The sequence below is a fragment of the Syntrophales bacterium genome, assembly GCA_035363115.1.
Taxonomy (GTDB): Bacteria; Desulfobacterota; Syntrophia; order Syntrophales; family PHBD01; genus PHBD01.
On sequence record DAOSEM010000004.1, the window covers coordinates 116,433 to 132,455 of the forward strand.

Annotated in this window: 21 protein-coding genes; 19 read left to right on the plus strand and 2 right to left on the minus strand. The window is 61.9% G+C overall.

Translation table 11 applies throughout. From position 1 onward, the window contains the following. Positions 1 to 25: 25 nt before the first annotated feature. The 8 genes from lysA (at position 26) to PLO63_10300 (ending at position 6,008) form a co-directional block, all read left to right on the plus strand. Entirely contained in the window at positions 26 to 1,285 is a 1,260-nt protein-coding gene (lysA, locus tag PLO63_10265) for a diaminopimelate decarboxylase (protein HOI74520.1), read from the plus strand. Between the two features lie 45 nt (positions 1,286 to 1,330). After that, on the plus strand, positions 1,331 to 2,206 hold the full coding sequence (gene dapA / locus PLO63_10270; protein HOI74521.1) for a 4-hydroxy-tetrahydrodipicolinate synthase: 876 nt from the start codon (positions 1,331 to 1,333) through the stop codon (positions 2,204 to 2,206). A gap of 12 nt (positions 2,207 to 2,218) precedes the next feature. Further along, positions 2,219 to 3,025: a 4-hydroxy-tetrahydrodipicolinate reductase gene (dapB, locus tag PLO63_10275; protein HOI74522.1), complete on the plus strand. Its 807-nt coding sequence runs from the start codon at positions 2,219 to 2,221 to the stop codon at positions 3,023 to 3,025. 10 nt (positions 3,026 to 3,035) lie between these two features. Beyond that, the gene (gene folK, locus PLO63_10280; protein ID HOI74523.1) at positions 3,036 to 3,551 is read left to right on the plus strand and encodes a 2-amino-4-hydroxy-6-hydroxymethyldihydropteridine diphosphokinase; all 516 of its coding nucleotides are present in this window, start codon (positions 3,036 to 3,038) and stop codon (positions 3,549 to 3,551) included. Between the two features lie 5 nt (positions 3,552 to 3,556). Then, positions 3,557 to 3,838 carry a YHS domain-containing protein gene (locus PLO63_10285; GenBank protein HOI74524.1) on the plus strand — a complete coding sequence of 94 codons (282 nt, stop codon included), beginning with the start codon at positions 3,557 to 3,559 and terminating at the stop codon, positions 3,836 to 3,838. Continuing rightward, positions 3,835 to 4,482: a fructose-6-phosphate aldolase gene (gene fsa / locus PLO63_10290; protein ID HOI74525.1), complete on the plus strand. Its 648-nt coding sequence runs from the start codon at positions 3,835 to 3,837 to the stop codon at positions 4,480 to 4,482. The genes PLO63_10285 and fsa overlap by 4 nt, the downstream gene beginning before the upstream one ends. A 96-nt stretch (positions 4,483 to 4,578) precedes the next feature. Then, on the plus strand, positions 4,579 to 5,199 hold the full coding sequence (gene pgsA / locus PLO63_10295) for a CDP-diacylglycerol--glycerol-3-phosphate 3-phosphatidyltransferase (protein ID HOI74526.1): 621 nt from the start codon (positions 4,579 to 4,581) through the stop codon (positions 5,197 to 5,199). Continuing rightward, positions 5,196 to 6,008: an alpha/beta fold hydrolase gene (locus PLO63_10300; GenBank protein HOI74527.1), complete on the plus strand. Its 813-nt coding sequence runs from the start codon at positions 5,196 to 5,198 to the stop codon at positions 6,006 to 6,008. Before pgsA ends, PLO63_10300 begins: the two co-directional genes overlap by 4 nt. Before the next feature lie 52 nt (positions 6,009 to 6,060). Here PLO63_10300 and PLO63_10305 read toward each other — a convergent pair whose 3' ends face one another. After that, entirely contained in the window at positions 6,061 to 7,011 is a 951-nt protein-coding gene (locus tag PLO63_10305) for a nitronate monooxygenase (GenBank protein ID HOI74528.1), read from the minus strand. A gap of 171 nt (positions 7,012 to 7,182) precedes the next feature. Between PLO63_10305 and PLO63_10310 the strand changes: the two genes are divergently transcribed. The 3 genes from PLO63_10310 (at position 7,183) to PLO63_10320 (ending at position 9,913) form a co-directional block, all read left to right on the plus strand. Next, a complete protein-coding gene (locus PLO63_10310; GenBank protein ID HOI74529.1) occupies positions 7,183 to 7,362 on the plus strand; it encodes a hypothetical protein in 180 nt (59 codons plus the stop codon). Between the two features lie 112 nt (positions 7,363 to 7,474). Next, on the plus strand, positions 7,475 to 9,211 hold the full coding sequence (locus PLO63_10315) for an aldehyde ferredoxin oxidoreductase C-terminal domain-containing protein (protein ID HOI74530.1): 1,737 nt from the start codon (positions 7,475 to 7,477) through the stop codon (positions 9,209 to 9,211). A gap of 75 nt (positions 9,212 to 9,286) precedes the next feature. After that, positions 9,287 to 9,913, plus strand: a complete 627-nt coding sequence (locus PLO63_10320) for a hypothetical protein (protein ID HOI74531.1) — start codon at positions 9,287 to 9,289, stop codon at positions 9,911 to 9,913. A gap of 1 nt (position 9,914) precedes the next feature. Here the strand turns inward: PLO63_10320 and PLO63_10325 are convergent, their stop codons facing one another. Beyond that, positions 9,915 to 10,157, minus strand: a complete 243-nt coding sequence (locus tag PLO63_10325; protein HOI74532.1) for a MoaD/ThiS family protein — start codon at positions 10,155 to 10,157, stop codon at positions 9,915 to 9,917. Between the two features lie 138 nt (positions 10,158 to 10,295). Between PLO63_10325 and PLO63_10330 the strand changes: the two genes are divergently transcribed. From PLO63_10330 to PLO63_10365, 8 genes are all read left to right on the plus strand, one after another. Further along, positions 10,296 to 11,207: a HesA/MoeB/ThiF family protein gene (locus tag PLO63_10330; GenBank protein HOI74533.1), complete on the plus strand. Its 912-nt coding sequence runs from the start codon at positions 10,296 to 10,298 to the stop codon at positions 11,205 to 11,207. Positions 11,208 to 11,334: 127 nt separating this feature from the next. Then, the gene (locus PLO63_10335) at positions 11,335 to 12,297 is read left to right on the plus strand and encodes a TRAP transporter substrate-binding protein (GenBank protein HOI74534.1); all 963 of its coding nucleotides are present in this window, start codon (positions 11,335 to 11,337) and stop codon (positions 12,295 to 12,297) included. After that, positions 12,297 to 12,821 carry a TRAP transporter small permease gene (locus tag PLO63_10340; protein ID HOI74535.1) on the plus strand — a complete coding sequence of 175 codons (525 nt, stop codon included), beginning with the start codon at positions 12,297 to 12,299 and terminating at the stop codon, positions 12,819 to 12,821. The genes PLO63_10335 and PLO63_10340 overlap by 1 nt, the downstream gene beginning before the upstream one ends. Before the next feature lie 3 nt (positions 12,822 to 12,824). Continuing rightward, on the plus strand, positions 12,825 to 14,108 hold the full coding sequence (locus PLO63_10345; protein HOI74536.1) for a TRAP transporter large permease: 1,284 nt from the start codon (positions 12,825 to 12,827) through the stop codon (positions 14,106 to 14,108). Positions 14,109 to 14,189: 81 nt separating this feature from the next. Beyond that, positions 14,190 to 14,396 (plus strand): hypothetical protein, encoded by a 207-nt coding sequence (locus tag PLO63_10350; GenBank protein ID HOI74537.1) that lies wholly within the window; start codon positions 14,190 to 14,192, stop codon positions 14,394 to 14,396. A gap of 221 nt (positions 14,397 to 14,617) precedes the next feature. Beyond that, entirely contained in the window at positions 14,618 to 15,277 is a 660-nt protein-coding gene (locus PLO63_10355) for a class I SAM-dependent methyltransferase (GenBank protein ID HOI74538.1), read from the plus strand. Further along, entirely contained in the window at positions 15,274 to 15,663 is a 390-nt protein-coding gene (locus PLO63_10360; protein HOI74539.1) for a DUF302 domain-containing protein, read from the plus strand. The genes PLO63_10355 and PLO63_10360 overlap by 4 nt, the downstream gene beginning before the upstream one ends. A gap of 138 nt (positions 15,664 to 15,801) precedes the next feature. Continuing rightward, a complete protein-coding gene (locus tag PLO63_10365) occupies positions 15,802 to 15,984 on the plus strand; it encodes an SHOCT domain-containing protein (protein HOI74540.1) in 183 nt (60 codons plus the stop codon). Positions 15,985 to 16,023 lie beyond the last annotated feature (39 nt).

Sequence of the window (16,023 nt, forward strand, 5' to 3'; positions counted from 1 at the left end):
GGACAGCCGCCAATATTCGGGAGCCATGAACGATTTCCACTACCGGAACAACGAGCTGTGGTGCGAGGACGTCCCCCTGAAGGCCGTCGCGCGGAAGGCGGGAACGCCGACGTATGTCTACAGCCGCAGCACCCTGGAGCGGCATTTCAACGTCTTCGACCGGTCCTTCGAGAAGATCGACCACCTGGTCTGCTTTTCCGTGAAGTCGAACTCCAATACGGCGATCCTCCGGATCTTCGCCCGGGAAGGCGGCGGCGTGGACATCGTTTCGGGCGGAGAGCTGTACCGGGCCCTGCAGGCCGGTGTGGACCCCCGCAAGATCGTCTATTCCGGCGTCGGAAAGCGGGTCGACGAGATCGAGTTCGCCCTGGAGGCGGGCATCCTCCTGTTCAACGTCGAGTCTCTCCAGGAGCTCGAGGTCATCGACGCCTGTGCCGCGCGCATGGGAAAGAAGGCGCCCATCGCCTTGCGGGTAAATCCCGACGTGGATCCCCAGACGCATCCGTACATCTCCACGGGCCTCAAGGAGAACAAGTTCGGCATCAACGTGGAGCGGTCGCTCCAGGCATACCGGCAGGCCCGGAGCCTGCCCAGCGTGGAAATCCAGGGGGTCAGCTGCCACATCGGATCCCAGCTCACGAAGATCTCTCCCTTCGTGGACGCCCTGAAGCGCCTGAAGCGGCTGGTGAGCCTCCTGCGGAAGGAGGGCATCCGGATCCGCTACCTGGATCTGGGCGGGGGCCTGGGGATCACCTACCGGGAGGAGGAGCCGCCCCACCCGTCGGAGTACGCCCGGGCCGTCATGAAGGCCGCGAAAGACCTGGATGTCACCTTCATCTTCGAGCCGGGCCGCGTGATCGTGGGAAACGCGGGAATCCTTCTGACGAAGGTCCTGTATACCAAGACGAACGAAGACAAGCGGTTCATTGTGGTGGACGCGGGGATGAACGACCTGATCCGGCCCAGCCTGTATTCGTCATACCACGGAATCCAGCCGGTGCTGAAAAGCCATCGGGAGACCGTGACGGCGGACGTGGTCGGTCCCATCTGCGAGTCCGGGGATTATCTGGCAAAGGGGAGGGAACTGCCGCTGTTCGAGCGGAACGAGTTGATGGCCGTCATGAGCGCCGGCGCCTACGGGTTCACCATGTCGTCGAACTACAACTCGCGGCCCCGGGCGGCGGAGGTTCTCGTGGACGGAAGTCGGTTCTCCGTGATCCGCCGACGGGAGACGTACCGGGACCTCGTGCGGGGGGAACGGATGCCGGAGTTCCTTACGGATTGAGGATTTCAGAAAAAAACATCAAGAATGATGGAGGAGGAGGAGTCTATGTTCAAGGGAGCAATCGTCGCCATTGTGACCCCCTTCCGGGACGGGAAGGTGGATGAGGAGGCGTACCGGAAGCTCATCGAGTTCCAGATCGCCAACGGCACGGACGGCATCGTGCCCTGCGGGACCACGGGGGAATCGTCCACCCTGTCCCACGCGGAGCACGACCGGGTCATCGACATCTGCGTGGACGCGGTGAAGAAGCGCGTTCCCGTCATCGCCGGCACGGGGTCCAACAGCACCGAGGAGGCGATCCGGATGACGCGCCATGCCTACGAAGTGGGCGCCGACGGGGCCCTGATGGTCTGCCCCTACTACAACCGGCCGACCCAGGAGGGCCTGTACCAGCACTACAAGGCGGTGGCGGAGGCCGTTCCGATCCCCATCATCGTCTACAACATCCCCAGCCGCACCGGCGTCAACCTGACCCCGGACACGCTGGCCCGCCTGGCGAAGATCCCCAACATCGTGGGCGTCAAGGAGGCCTCGGGGCTGATCAAGCAGATGAGCGACATCATTGGCCTGTGCGGAAAGGACTTCACGGTCCTCTCCGGGGACGACGGGTTTACCCTGCCGCTCATGGCAGTGGGTGGACAGGGGATCATTTCGGTCATTTCGAATGTCGCCCCGGCGGACATGGCGGGCCTGGTGGACGCATTCTTCGCGGGCGATCTCAAGAAGGCGCAGGAGCTGCATCATAAGATGGCGCCGCTCATCGACGCCCTCTTCATCGAGACGAACCCGACGCCCGCCAAGGCGGCCCTCGCCATGATGGGCATGATCTCCGATGAAGTCCGGCTGCCCCTCTGGAAGCTCTCCGACGGCAGCCGCGAGAAGCTCCGGAAGGTCATGCAGAACTACGGGCTCATCAAGTAAGGAGGAAGGGCCATGGTGAAAGCCGTCGTCACCGGCGCAGGCGGAAAGATGGGGGGCCGGATCATCAACATGATCCAGGCCGCGGAAGGGATTGAACTGTCCGGCGCCGTGGAGCGGAAGGACCATCCCTGGCAGGGCCGGGACATCGGCGAGTGCCTGGGCCTGGCGATCCGGGGGATCCGGGTCGGCGACGACCTGGCCGCCGCCCTGGCCGGCGCGGACGTGGTCATCGACTTCACCCACCACGAAGCGTCGCTCCGTCACCTGGAGATCGCCCGGGATCTGGGGAAAGCCATCGTGATCGGCACGACGGGGATTCCCGCCGCCTCGATGGACAGGGTCCGGGAAATCGCGAAAGACGTCCGTTGTGTCCTGGCGCCGAACATGAGCGTCGGAGTGAACGTCCTCTTCAAGGTCCTGGACCTCGTGGCGGGGATCCTCGGGGACGACTACGACGTGGAAATCGTCGAGTCCCACCACAACCTGAAGAAGGACGCCCCCAGCGGGACGGCCATGAAGATGGCCCAGGTCATCGCCGCCCGGCTGGGCCGCGACCTGGACCAGGTGGGGGTCTACGAGCGGAAGGGGCTGATCGGGGAGCGGACGAAAAAGGAAATCGGCATCCAGACCCTCCGGGGCGGAGACATCGTCGGGGAGCACACAGTGATGTTCGTCACCGGCGGCGAGAGGCTGGAGCTGATTCACCGCGCCCACAGCCGCGACAACTTTGCCCGAGGCGCTGTCCGCGCGGCCAAGTGGATCATCGACCGGCCCAAGGGCCTCTACGACATGCAGGACGTGCTGGGGCTGCGATCCTGAGGGATATCCGATGCAGGGGGAGGAACAGGCCGTTTCCGGCGTCCTGTGCTTCATCGGGATCGGGTCCAACCTGGACGATCCCCTGGAGCGCTGCCGGGAGGCCCTCCGCCGCCTGGCGGAGACGGACGGCGTAGGATCCATTCGTCCGGCGCCGTTCTTCAAGTCGGAGCCGGCGGGGCTGTCGGACCAGCCCTGGTTCGTGAACACCGCGGCGGAGATGCGCACCGTCCTGCCGCCGAGGGAGCTCCTGGGCAGGCTGAAGGAGATCGAGGCGGCCATGGGGCGGGTTCCGGGTCCCCGCTGGGGGCCCCGCAGGATCGACCTAGACATCCTCCTCTACGGCCAGGAGGTGGTCAAAGAGGGGGACCTCGTCATCCCCCACCCGGAGATGCACCGGCGTCGGTTCGTCCTGGTGCCGCTCCACGAGATCGCCCCCTGGGCGATCCATCCCGCCTTCGGTGTTTCCGTGGCGGGGCTCATGGCAAGACTGGAAGACCCGCTCCGGGTCCTTCCACTGGAGGAGTGAAGGGCATGTTCGGACTGATACGGCTGGCGATCATTCTCCTGATCCTGTACCTTCTCTACCGGCTGTTCCGCTGGATTTTCCTGCCCGGGGGGAAGGTTGTAAAGCCGCTGCCCCGTGAAGACAGCGGATCGCCGCGGGAGGACCTGGTGGAGGATCCCGTCTGCCACACCTACCTGCCGGCGAGCCAGGCGCGGAAGGCCCGGTTCGACGAACAGGATCTGTATTTCTGCAGCGAGGAGTGCCTCGAAAAATACCGCAGGGAACTCGAAGGAGAGCAAGAGGAATGAAATTTTTCATCGATACGGCGAACATTCAGGAGATCCGGGAAGGGCTCAGCCTCGGAATGGTGGACGGGGTCACCACGAACCCGAGCCTGGTGGCGAAGGAGAAGCGGAAGTTCCAGGATGTCGTCAAGGAGATCCTGGAGATCGTCGACGGCCCCGTCAGCCTTGAGGTGGTAAGCCTGGACGCGCCGGGCATGATCAAGGAAGGCCGGAAACTGGCGAAGCTGGGCAAGAACGTCGTCATCAAGGTTCCCATGACGACGGAGGGACTGAAGGCGACGAAGATCTTCGCCGGCGAGGGGATCGACGTCAACCAGACGCTCATCTTCTCCCCGCTGCAGGCCCTGATGGCGGCCAAAGCCGGTGCCGCCTACGTGAGCCCCTTCGTCGGCCGCCTGGACGACGTCTCCACCCGGGGCATGGAGCTGGTGGAGCAGATCCTCACGATCTACGGCAATTACGGATACGAGACGGAGATCATCGTGGCCAGCGTCCGCCACCCCATGCACGTGCTGGAGGCGGCCCTGATGGGTGCGGACATCGCGACGATCCCCTTCAAGGTCATCGCCCAGCTGGCACGCCATCCCCTGACGGACCGCGGGATTGACGCCTTCCTGGAAGACTGGAAGAAAGTTCCCGGGAAGTAACGGCCCCCGTGACGACCCGGAACAAGGGAATGGAGTAAGGAAAACGCAGATTCAACAGCCTGTCGAAGCCGGCGCGCCAACGCGTGCATACCGCTCATGCTGATCGACGTCCTCAAGCAATGGTTCGACCGACTGCCTCTCTCCCCGGCGGAGCGGAAGATCTTCAACCTTCCGAACACGCTGACGATGCTTCGCATCGCCGTGGTTCCGGTCCTCTTCTTCCTCCTGCTGTCGCCCGGGGAGACGTGGAGTCTCGTCATTGCCGGGCTCTTCGTCATCGCCTCCTTCACGGACATGCTCGACGGCTGGGTTGCCCGCCGGTACGGGATTGTCACCACCATGGGGAAGTTTCTGGATCCCATCGCCGACAAGCTCGTGGTGAACACGGCGATGATCCTGATGATCCCCATCGGCCGCATTCCCGCCTGGGTGGCGGCGATCATCGTGATCCGCGACTTTGTCGTCGACGGGGTCCGCTCCATCTCTTCGGCCGACGGGATCGTGATCGCGGCCAGCCCCCTGGGAAAGCAGAAGACCGTCTGCCAGGCCTTCGCCGTGACGGCCCTCATCATCCATTATCCCTTCCTGGGGGCGGACGCGCACCTGGTCGGGACGGTCCTGATCTACCTGGCCCTGGTCCTGACCGTCTGGTCCGGCCTCGAGTACCTGCTGAAATTCTACCGATCGGCCATCAGAAAGGACGTGGAGAGCGAATGAACACGCCCGGAGGGAAATCGTACGAGGCCCTGGACCGCCCGGAGATCCTGCGCGTCCTGTTCTACCCGCGCCCGGAGTGGGGATATCCCGACCGGGGCGCCTTCGAGCCCGTTCTCATTCCCGTGGGAGGGGACGTGGTTGTGGGGGGCCGGTTTCACCCGAGCCGGAAAGAGGGGCCAAATCTCCTCTTCTTCCACGGCAACGGCGAGATCGTGGCGGATTACGACGACATGGCGCCCCTGTTCACCCGGAGGGGCATGAACCTGCTCGCCGTGGACTATCGGGGATACGGCCGCTCCACCGGAACCCCGTCGCTGGCGTCGATGATGGCGGACAGCCATGCGGTCCTGACGTTTGCCCGGGACTGGCTGGAGAAGAACGGCCACACGGGGCCCCTCGTCGTCATGGGACGCTCCCTCGGCAGCGCCTCCGCCCTGGAGCTGGCCTCCGGCCACCCCGACGAAATCGATGGCCTCATCATCGAGAGCGGCTTTGCCTGGATCGGGCCGCTTCTGGCCCTCATGGGATTCCGCCTGGAGTTTTTCGGGCTCTCGGAGGAAGACGGACCGGAGAATCTCAGGAAGATCGGGACGTTCAAGAGGCCTACCCTGGTGATCCACGCCGAGTTCGACCACATCATCGCCCACCGGGAGGGGCAGGCCCTCTATGACGCCTCCCCGGCGGCGGTCAAGCGGATGCTTACCATCGAAGGGGCCAACCACAACGACATCTTCTACCAGGGCCTGGACCGTTATCTCGACGCCGTCGAGTGGCTGGCAAACGAGGCGGCGGCCGCCCGGAACAAATAGGTCGGGAAATAGATCCGTTTTTTTGCGATGCTGAAGAATCTGACCTGCTGATCTATTTGAGAGAGGACAGCCGCGCCAGCGTCTCCTCGCAGCCGCGGGCGATCCACCGGATGACGTCCCCGGCGGGAAGGATCTCCCGGACGGCGCCGACGGCCTGGCCGATCTGTAGTTCTCCTTCGGATAGATCCCCGTCGAACATCCCCAGCTTCGTCCGCTTCTCCCCGATGAGATCGAGCAGCTCCTGCTCTCCGGCGCCGCGGGCCTCCGCGTCGAGGACCCGCCGGGTCCACTCGTTCACGATGACCCGGGCGGGGATGAGCTTCTTGAGAACGAGAAACGTGCCCGTGGGGGAGGAGTCCACCATGGCCCGCTTGAAGTTCTCGTGGGCGCTCGACTCGACCGTGGCGGCCAGGCGGGTCCCGATCTGCACGCCCTCGGCCCCCAGGGCCAGCGCCGCCGCCATGCCCCGGCCGTCGTAGATGCCTCCGGCGGCGATGACGGGTATCCGGACGGCCGCGGCGGCCTGCGGCACCAGGACCATCGTGGTCAGCTCGTCCCGTCCGTTGTGTCCCCCCGCCTCGAACCCCTCCACCACCACCGCGTCGACTCCCGCCTCCTCGCACTTGACCGCCAGCTCCGGCGTGGCGGTGACATGAACGACCTTCATCCCGGCGTCCTTGAAGCGGGGCGTGAATTTCTTCGGGCTGCCGCCGGAGGTGAAGACAACGCGGACCTTCTCCGTAACCAGGATCCGGGCCATCTCCTCGGCATGCTGGAAGAAGATGGGCAGGTTCACACCCCAGGGCCTCTCCGGGCAGGCCTCGTGCATTTTGCGGAGATGCTCCCGGAGCAGGTCCGGGGTCATGGAGCCGGCGCCGATGAGGCCCAAGGCGCCCGCTTGGGTGGAGGCCGCCGCCAGCCTCCAGCCGCTGACCCAGATCATGCCCGCCTGGATGATGGGAAGCTCGATGCCGAACAATTCCGTGATGCGCGTCCTGAGCATGGCTGACCTCCTGCCGAATCGGTTGTCAAAGGCATTATATCAGAAGTGACACGTTGAAACTTCATGCAATCCGTGTATGTTAAATCAAACACGACTTCCGTTTCCTCTGCAACCAAAGGGTTCGTCAACCTGATTTCCCGTGAAGAAACCTTCCGTTATCCCGGAGGGCCCATGAGTCAAACCTTCAGGCGCACTTTCGCCGCACTGACAGGATGGGCCGACAAAACAAACCTTACGATCACTCATGAGAAAGGAGGCTGGATATTCGAAAAGCGGATGGATGTTGAAACGCAAAAGGATTTCTTTGCGTCCGGACAAGAGGGGTTATCTCCCGGTTGGCGCGAGAGATGAAAATCACCGCTGAGCTGCCTGGAGCCCGAGATCGCGTGAGAGCCCACCGGATAACCGAAACGTCGGCAAACCATGTTACGAGGAGCAAACCCGTTCAGAAAGGGGGCTGAATATGGACAAGCTGCTCCGGATCAATATGAGTGTCGAAGGGGGTCCCAAAGTAAGTGTGGAAGGGATGGGGGATTACGCGGGACTGGCGGGCAGGGCATTGACGTCCGCCGTCGTCTCCCGGGAAGTACCACCCCTGGCCCATCCCTTGGGTGAAGACAACAAACTGGTCATCGCTCCGGGAATGTTGAGCGGCACCCTCGCGGCCATGTCCGGCCGCATCTCCGTAGGCTGCAAGAGCCCTCTCACCGGGGGGATCAAGGAGGCCAACGCAGGCGGCCAGGGTTCCCAGGTGCTGGCCCGGCTCGGCTATGCCGCGATCATCCTGGAGGGAAAGCCCCGGGATGGCGATCTCTACAGGGTATTCATCAACAAGGACGGCGTCACCATCGTTCCGGACAACAGCCTGAAGGGGCTCGGGAACTACGACCTGGTCGACAGGATGAAAAAGGAGTACGGGGACAAAATCGCCTGCATTTCCATCGGCCAGGCCGGGGAGATGAAGATGTCCGCCGCGTCCGTGGCCTTTACGGACATGGAGCTCCGGCCCACCCGCCACGCCGGGCGCGGCGGGGTCGGGGCGGTCATGGGCGCCAAGGGGGTGAAGGTCATCGTCCTGGACGATACCGGCATGACGGCCCGCACCCCGAAAGATCCGGAAAAATTCAGGGCCGCCAACAGGGTCTTCGTGGAGGGTCTCCGGAAGCACGCGGTCACCGGGGAGGGCCTTCCCACCTTCGGCACCAACGTGCTCGCGAACGTCATCAACGAGGCGGGCGGATATCCTACCCACAATTTCCTCTGGGGACGTTTTGCCGGCGTGTCCCGGATCAGCGGGGAAACGGAGGCCGAGACGGAAGTCGCCCGTGGCGGCATTGCAACCCATGGCTGCCATCGGGGCTGTACGATCCAGTGCTCCGGCATTTACATGGACAAGGACGGCCACTACCTGACGAAGCAGCCGGAATACGAGACGGTCTGGGCCCACGGGGCGAACTGCGGGATCGACAATCTGGATGCGATTGCCATGCTGGACCGCCTGGACGACGATTTCGGCCTGGACACGATCGAGATGGGCGCAACCATCGGGGTGGCCATGGAGGCGGGGCTGGCCCGGTTCGGCGACGCGGAGGCGGCCATCCGCCTCATCCGGGAAGTCGGCAAGGGAACGCCCCTGGGACGCATCCTGGGAAACGGCGCCGCCGTGACGGGCAAGGTGTTCGGCGTGGAGAGGGTTCCCGTCGTCAAGGGACAGGCCCTGCCGGCCTACGATCCCCGGGCCATCCAGGGCATGGGAGTCACCTACGCCACATCGACCATGGGGGCGGACCACACGGCGGGCTACGCGGTCACCGCGAACGTCCTTCAGGTGGGGGGATCCGTGGATCCGCTGAAGGCGGAGGGGCAGATCGAGCTGTCCCGAAATCTCCAGATCGCCACAGCGGCCATCGACGCAACGGGGATGTGCCTCTTCATCGCCTTTGCGGTCCTGGATCAGCCCCAGACCTTCCAGGCCCTGCTGGATCTGCTCAATTCGTTTTACGGACTGGAGCTGACCGGCGACGACGTGACCGCGCTGGGGAAAAAGATCCTGACGATGGAGCGGGACTTCAATCAGCGGGCCGGATTTACCAGCAGGCAGGATCGGTTGCCTGAGTTCTTCAAAAAAGAGCTCCTCCCGCCCCACAATGCTGTGTTTCTGGTCTCCGATGAAGATCTGGACAAGGTTTTCAACTGGTAGTAAATCTTCTTCTCTCAGGAATGGGGAGTGCCGTGTGCGGCCTCCCCGTTCTCATCTTTCGTCCCGGGTGCCGGAATGAGCGATGAACCGTCTGATCAACTCCCCACAAACGGACCGAACCGCCTCCTCCTGACCGTGAAGGCGGAGTTCGTTCCGTTCTTCTTTCCACTCCTGCAGAAGGGGTTCGTACAGAAAACGGAGGTCGGCTGCAGCCTCCGGGAACTCCTCGCCGAGCGGTTCGGCGTCCCCGCTGAATACATCGAAAACAGGATCCAGACGGTCTTTCTGGACGGCAAGCCCGTGGACGACATGGATGCCGCCGTGGTCCGGGACGGGGCGGTCCTGGCGCTCTCTTCCGCCATGCCCGGCCTCTTGGGCGCGATCATGCGCAAAGGGGGGTACTATTCAAGGATGCGGAGCCCCATCGGCCAGGGGACGGGCGGCGATGCGCAGCGGCGGGCGGACGGGCAGGTCGTCGTGAAGCTCTTCAACCTGACCGTCCGGGAACTGGGGCCCCTGTTTCTGGAAAGGGGAATCCGGATCGATCCGGAGGACCTGAAAAACCTCTTCCGGAATCGGCCGGAGGCTCTGGAGGAGGGCTGTGTGGAGGCCGCGGCGGACGGCAGGCGGGTCGATCCGGCGCAGCTCCCGGCCTTGGACTTTCCCGGGACACAGGTATATCTCAAACTCCGGACAGCCTGAATCAGCCTCCCGCCACCGGCGGGAAAATGCCGACCCGGTCCCCCTCGTGCAGGATCTCGTCGCTCCGGGCGCGAAGGCCGTTCAGAAAGATGAGCTTGACTTTGTCCAGGGGGACCTGGAGATCCTGGAGGATCGCGAGGATGGTCGTTCCCTCGCTCACTTCGCGGATCCTGTCCCCCGGTGCCCCCGGGTCGCGGGGGAGGTAGCGGGCCAGAGAGGCGTACAGGTTCAGTTCGACTTTCATCCTGGAACTCCTCGCTTCCTTCGCAATCCGGACCTGCTTTCTCCTTCCATTCCGTTTGTTCCGTCTTTCACGAAATAGATACCTTGTCCCGGGGCGCCGGTCAACCGGCTGCTGCAAGCCAGGAAAGGGGGTTTCCCAATGACGTCGGACATCCATCTCCGTATCCGTGAGAAGGCAGCCCGAATCACCGACCCGGCGGGGCGCGAACTTGCCGTCCTGGAGGACCCGTCCGCCCTGGAGATCTCCGCCCTCTGCGGCCCGGACCTGCACGAGATCTACCGGGAGGCGCTGGGGATCGGTGTTTATCCCGGCCGCTACGTCCGCAACCTGGACGTCATCTCTCCGACGGAGCAGCTCAAGCTGGCCGAGGCGCAGGTTGCCGTCGCCGGTGCGGGGGGGCTGGGCGGGCAGGTCATCCTGCTCCTGGCGCGGATCGGCGTCGGCCGGCTGGTGGTCGTCGATCACGACCGGTTCGACGAAACGAACCTGAACCGCCAGGCCCTGTGCAGCCGGGAAACCCTGAACAGGCCGAAAGCGGAAGCCGCCGTGGAGGTCGTGGCCTCCGTCAATCCCGGGGTCCGGGTGATCCCGCACCGGACGAAAATCGGCGCTTCAAACGCGGAGTCGCTGCTGGCCGGCGCCGATGTGATCGTCGACGCCCTGGACAACGTGCCGGACCGGCTGGTGCTGCAGGAGAGGGCCCGGCGGCTTGGGGTTCCCCTGGTGCACGGCGCGCTGGCGGGTTTTGAGGGCCGGGTCATGACGATCTACCCGGGAGATCCGGGCCTGGAGCAGCTTTACGAACCTGCGGCAGCCGAGGCCGACCCGGAGCGGCCGGAGGCCCTTCTGGGCGTTCCGGCGGTGACCGCCGCCGTTGTCGGTTCCCTCCAGGCCATGGAAGTGCTCAAGATCCTCCTGCATCGCGGGAAGCCGTTCCGGCAGATCATGGCGCACATCGACCTGGAGAGCGGTCGTTTCGAGGAGTTCCGCTTCGACGGGACGGGGGAGGGCGGATTGCCACACCGGGAATCGAAGCCCCCTCTAACGTAATGCTCCAACATGGGAAACGCCATGTGCCGTCCAGGTTTCCTTTGACATGAAATATAATCGTATCTTATGGTTCTGCCGCAAGAAAAGGCTTTCTGGAGGGAAACTACTTTCAAGGAGGGAAAGACGGATGAAGAGATTGCTGTCAGTCTTAATGATCGTGGTGTTCACCCTGGCCGGATCCGCATTTGCCATGGAAATCAAGTTTGCGCACGTGGTGAACGAGAAGGACGCTTTTCACGTGGCGGCGTTGAAGTTCAAGGAACTCGTGGAGAGCCGAACCCAGGGCGCGCTTACCGTCACCATCTTTCCCAACGCGAAACTGGGAGACGAGCGCACGCTCCTGGAGCGGATGAAGATGGGCATTGTCGATGCGGGAATCATCACCAGCGGCCCGATCATCAATTTTGTTCCTTCCTTTGGAGTGATCGATCTTCCATTTCTTTTCCGGGATCCCAAACACGCTTACAAAGTCCTCGATGGAGGCATCGGGCAGAAACTGATGGCCGATCTGGAATCCCAGGGCTGGAAGGGTCTGGCCTTCGGCGAGAGGGGATTCCGCAACCTGACGAACAGCAAGCGCCCCGTGAATACACCCAATGACATCAAGGGATTGAAGATCCGGGTCATGCAGAATCCGGTCTATGTGGATTCTTTCAAGGCCCTGGGAGCCAATGCCGTGCCGATGGCCTGGACGGAGGTCCTCACGGCGCTTCAGCAGGGAACGGTGGATGGGCAGGAAAATCCCCTCAACGTCATCATGGCGTTCAAACTTTATGAAACGCAGAAATATCTGAGCATCACACGCCACGCCTATGCCCCCGCCCCCATCATCATGAGCATGAGCACCTGGAAAAAACTCACCCCCGCCCAGCAGGGAATCGTCAAGAAAGCCGCCCAGGAAGCGGCCGAATACGAACGGGCCTGGGACAACCGGATGGAGGCTGGCTGGCTGAAGGAACTGAAGGCGAAAGGCATGGTCGTGGCATCGCCAAACCTGAATTCCTTCCGCAAGGCCGTCAAGCCGGTCTATGACCAGTACACACCCAAATACGGAAAAGGCCTGATCGAATCCATCCAGAACACGAAGTGATGGAATCCGTGACGGCGTCGGAGCGGAAACGGGGAGAGGGGGCGGCAATCGCCTCCTCCCGCCTTTTGCAGTTGAGTGACCGGATCAACGGCTGGAGTGAAAAACTCCTGTTCGTGCTGATGCTGGCCATGATCTTTTTTACCACCATTCAGGTTGTCTTTCGGGTCTTCTTCACCGCATTTTCCTGGACCGAAGAGATCACCTGCTTCCTCCTTTTTTTCGCATCCCTGGTGGGGGCTTCCGTGGCATTCAAGAGAGGCTCCCACATTGCGGTGACGTTCGTCGCCCAGCGCCTACCCGGGGCGGTGCAAAAGGCCCTGGCGATCGGCGTTCATCTCCTCGGGATCCTCTTCTTCGCTGTCATTGCAATTCACGGAACCCTGCTCATGGGGACCGAATCCCAACAGCTGTCGCCGGGCCTGCAAATTCCAATGTTTTGGATCTATGTTGCCTTTCCCGTCATGGGTGCGGTGATCATCCTGCACCTTCTGGCCGGGATCCGGCAGACGATCAAGAAGGTCTGAGTCATGGGCTGGATCCTTTTCGGAAGCTTTTTCGTCTTCCTGCTCGTCGGCGTTCCCGTCGGACTGGCGGTGGGCCTCTCCGCACTCATCATCTTTGTCGTTTCGGGCATTCCCCTGCAGATGGTGCCCCAGACCTTCTTTGAAGGAAGCAGCTCCTATGCCCTGGTTGCCGTCCCCTTTTTCATCCTTGCCGGAGACATTCTGGCCCGGGGAGGCATCTCGGAGCGGATTCTGGCCATCGCCGAAGCGACCATCGGGCGAATCCGGGGAGGCCTTGGAATCGTGGCCACCTGCACGTCCATGTTCATCGCCGCGATTTCCGGTTCCGGGGCGGCGACCACGGCGGCGGTGGGCGCATCGCTCCTGCCGGAGATGAACAAGAAAAAATACGACACGGATTTTTCCGCGGCCCTCATCGCGTCCTCCGGAACCATTGGTGTCGTCATCCCGCCCAGCGTTCCCATGGTTCTCTACGCGGTCATCGCCGGGGAATCCGTGGCCAAGCTCTTCATGGGAGGCTTCATTCCGGGAACCATGATGGGAGTCGGCCTGATCACGTATGCCATCTGGTATTCGAACCGGCAGGGCTATCCCGCCAGCGAAAAGCTTTCTGCCCGAATGGTCGCCCAGCGCTTATTCAATGCCCTCTGGGGACTTATGACCCCCGTAATCATCCTGGGTGGTATTTTTGCCGGCTATTTTACGCCTTCGGAAGCGGCTGCCATCGCCGTCGATTATACGCTGCTCATCGCCTGGCTCGTCTACAGGAGCCTGACCTTCAGGCGGTTCTATGAGCTGGTGGTCGGCGCGGGGGTCACGTCCGCCCTGATCATGTTCATCATCGGCACCGCGAAAATCTTCGGCTGGGGGCTTGCCTTCTATGAAATCCCCGAAGCCGTGGCCAAATCCATGCTCGTCATCGCCGGAAACAGTGTTTTCCTGATTTACCTGATCATGACCATCATTATCCTCATCGCCGGATTTTTCATGGAGACGGCTTCCGCCCTGATTATTTTGACGCCGATTTTCCTTCCCCTCATTGCCGCAATCGGGGGTGACACCGTTCATTTCGGCGTGATCATGACGATCGGCCTGGCCATCGGCATGGCGACCCCACCCATGGCCATCAACATTTTCGTGGCCAGCGCAATCAGCGGCCGCTCCCTGGAGCAGATCAGCAGGGCGATCTGGCCCATGGTCATCATTCTCGTCGCCGTGCTTCTGATCTGCACCTATTTCCCCTGGTTTGTCATGGTCCTGCCGAAGGCCTTCATGGGCGTGCAATAGAAGACGCCTTTTCCTCTATGATCCGGGGTCGTGTCAAAAATCTTTCGATTTCTGCATTGCCGGAAGCCGTTCCGGCCGTGCATGGCGCACATCCACCTGGAGAATGGCCGCCTCGAGGAGTTCCGGTTCGATGGAACGACGTGGGCGACGACGATCCCGGTTCGGGACATGAACCCCTCATCCGATTCCATGAAGCGCCAATCCGCCGGACGGAACGGCAATTCCAGCCGCCACGTCGTTATTGTCTCCGGTTTTCTAAAACCATGCTATCTCCGGATGGACGGGTGACGACGCCGGCGAAACGTCCTGCAGGGTGGACCGGCTTTCAGAATATTGGAGCTACTCTTTTAAGAGTGGTGGTCGAAGCCGTAGGTTTTGTTTTTTAGCAGACCATCAAGACGCCTTCCTGAAAGGTATTTTCCCATTTTTGTGTTATTTCACGGGATTTCAGGTAATAATCACAAAACTGTTTGGGGGAATGAACCCGTTGTTGCAAGTGAGGATAGATTTTGGCGACGGATGCAGAAGCTCAGACACAGCTGACAAGGAAGCGATACAACCGGATTGCCTGGTTCTATGACCGAATGGAGTCCCTTCCGGAGGTCTTCTTTTCCGGGTGGAGAGGGCGACTCCTGGCCCGGGCACAGGGAAAAATACTCGAGATCGGAGTCGGAACCGGCAAGAATTTCCAGTATTATCCTGCCGGTGCCGACGTCACGGGGGTCGACATTGCCGACCGGATGATTACTATAGCTAAAAGGAAGGCCGCCGAACGCGGGCTGCCTTTCCGGCTCGAGGAGGGAGACGCGCAGGACTTGGCCTGGCCGGACGACTCCTTTGACACGGTCGTGGCGACATTCTTATTTTGCTCCGTTCCGGATCCGGTGAAGGGCCTCCGGGAGCTCCGCAGGGTTGTCAAGCCCGATGGCAGGGTCCTGCTCCTGGAGCACGTGCGGATCGACGGGCCGTTGATGGGCCGGCTGATGGACTGGCTGAATCCGCTGGTCGTCCGCATCGTGGGGGCCAACATCAACCGGCGGACGGTGGACAACGTGAGGGCCGCGGGCTTCGTGATCGAGGAGATGGAGCATCTGGGGCCGATGAAGATGGTCAAGATGATGATCGCCCGTCCGGACAAGGCGCGGTCTGATGAAGGAGGGAAGCCATGATCAGCTACGGATTCACAAAGGAATCGAGCCTCCCGTTCGAGAAGGTCCGGGAGGCCGTCACCGAGGAACTTCAAAAGGAAGGCTTCGGAATCCTCACGGAGATCGACCTCCGGGAGAAGTTCAAGGAGAAGCTCGGTGTCGACTTCAAGAGATACGTGATCCTTGGGGCCTGCAATCCACCGAATGCGTACAAGTCCGTTCAGGCGGAGGAGAACATCGGGCTGATGCTACCTTGTAACGTGATCATCTATGAACGGGGAAACAGGACGGTCCTGTCGATCGTCAGGCCGACGGTGGCTATGCAGATGATCGACAACGTGGAGTTGAAGTCCATTGCCGAACTCATTGAGAAAAAACTGAAAAATGTCTTCGATGCGGTTCCATAGGAGGCAGCCATGAAGATCTTGCGTTTTCCGGTTCTATTGCTCCTTATTGCCGGCCTTACGGCTTGTGCTGCGGATTATCCCTACGGTCCGGGGGGTGGCTGGGGACACATGATGTATTACGGTTATGGAGGAGGGTTTATGTGGATCCTGTTTCTCGTCGCAATCGGCGTCCTGGTCTACTTCATCGTCCGGAACGCCAAGACAGGAGGGAGTGCGGGGGAGCCGGGGGAGACCCCCCTCGACATCCTGAAGAAGCGCTATGCCAGGGGTGAAATCACAAAGGAGGATTTCGACCGGATGAAAAGGGACCTTTCTGAGTAGACGGCTGACAGAGACAGGGAAGAAGTTTTGAGAAAGGAG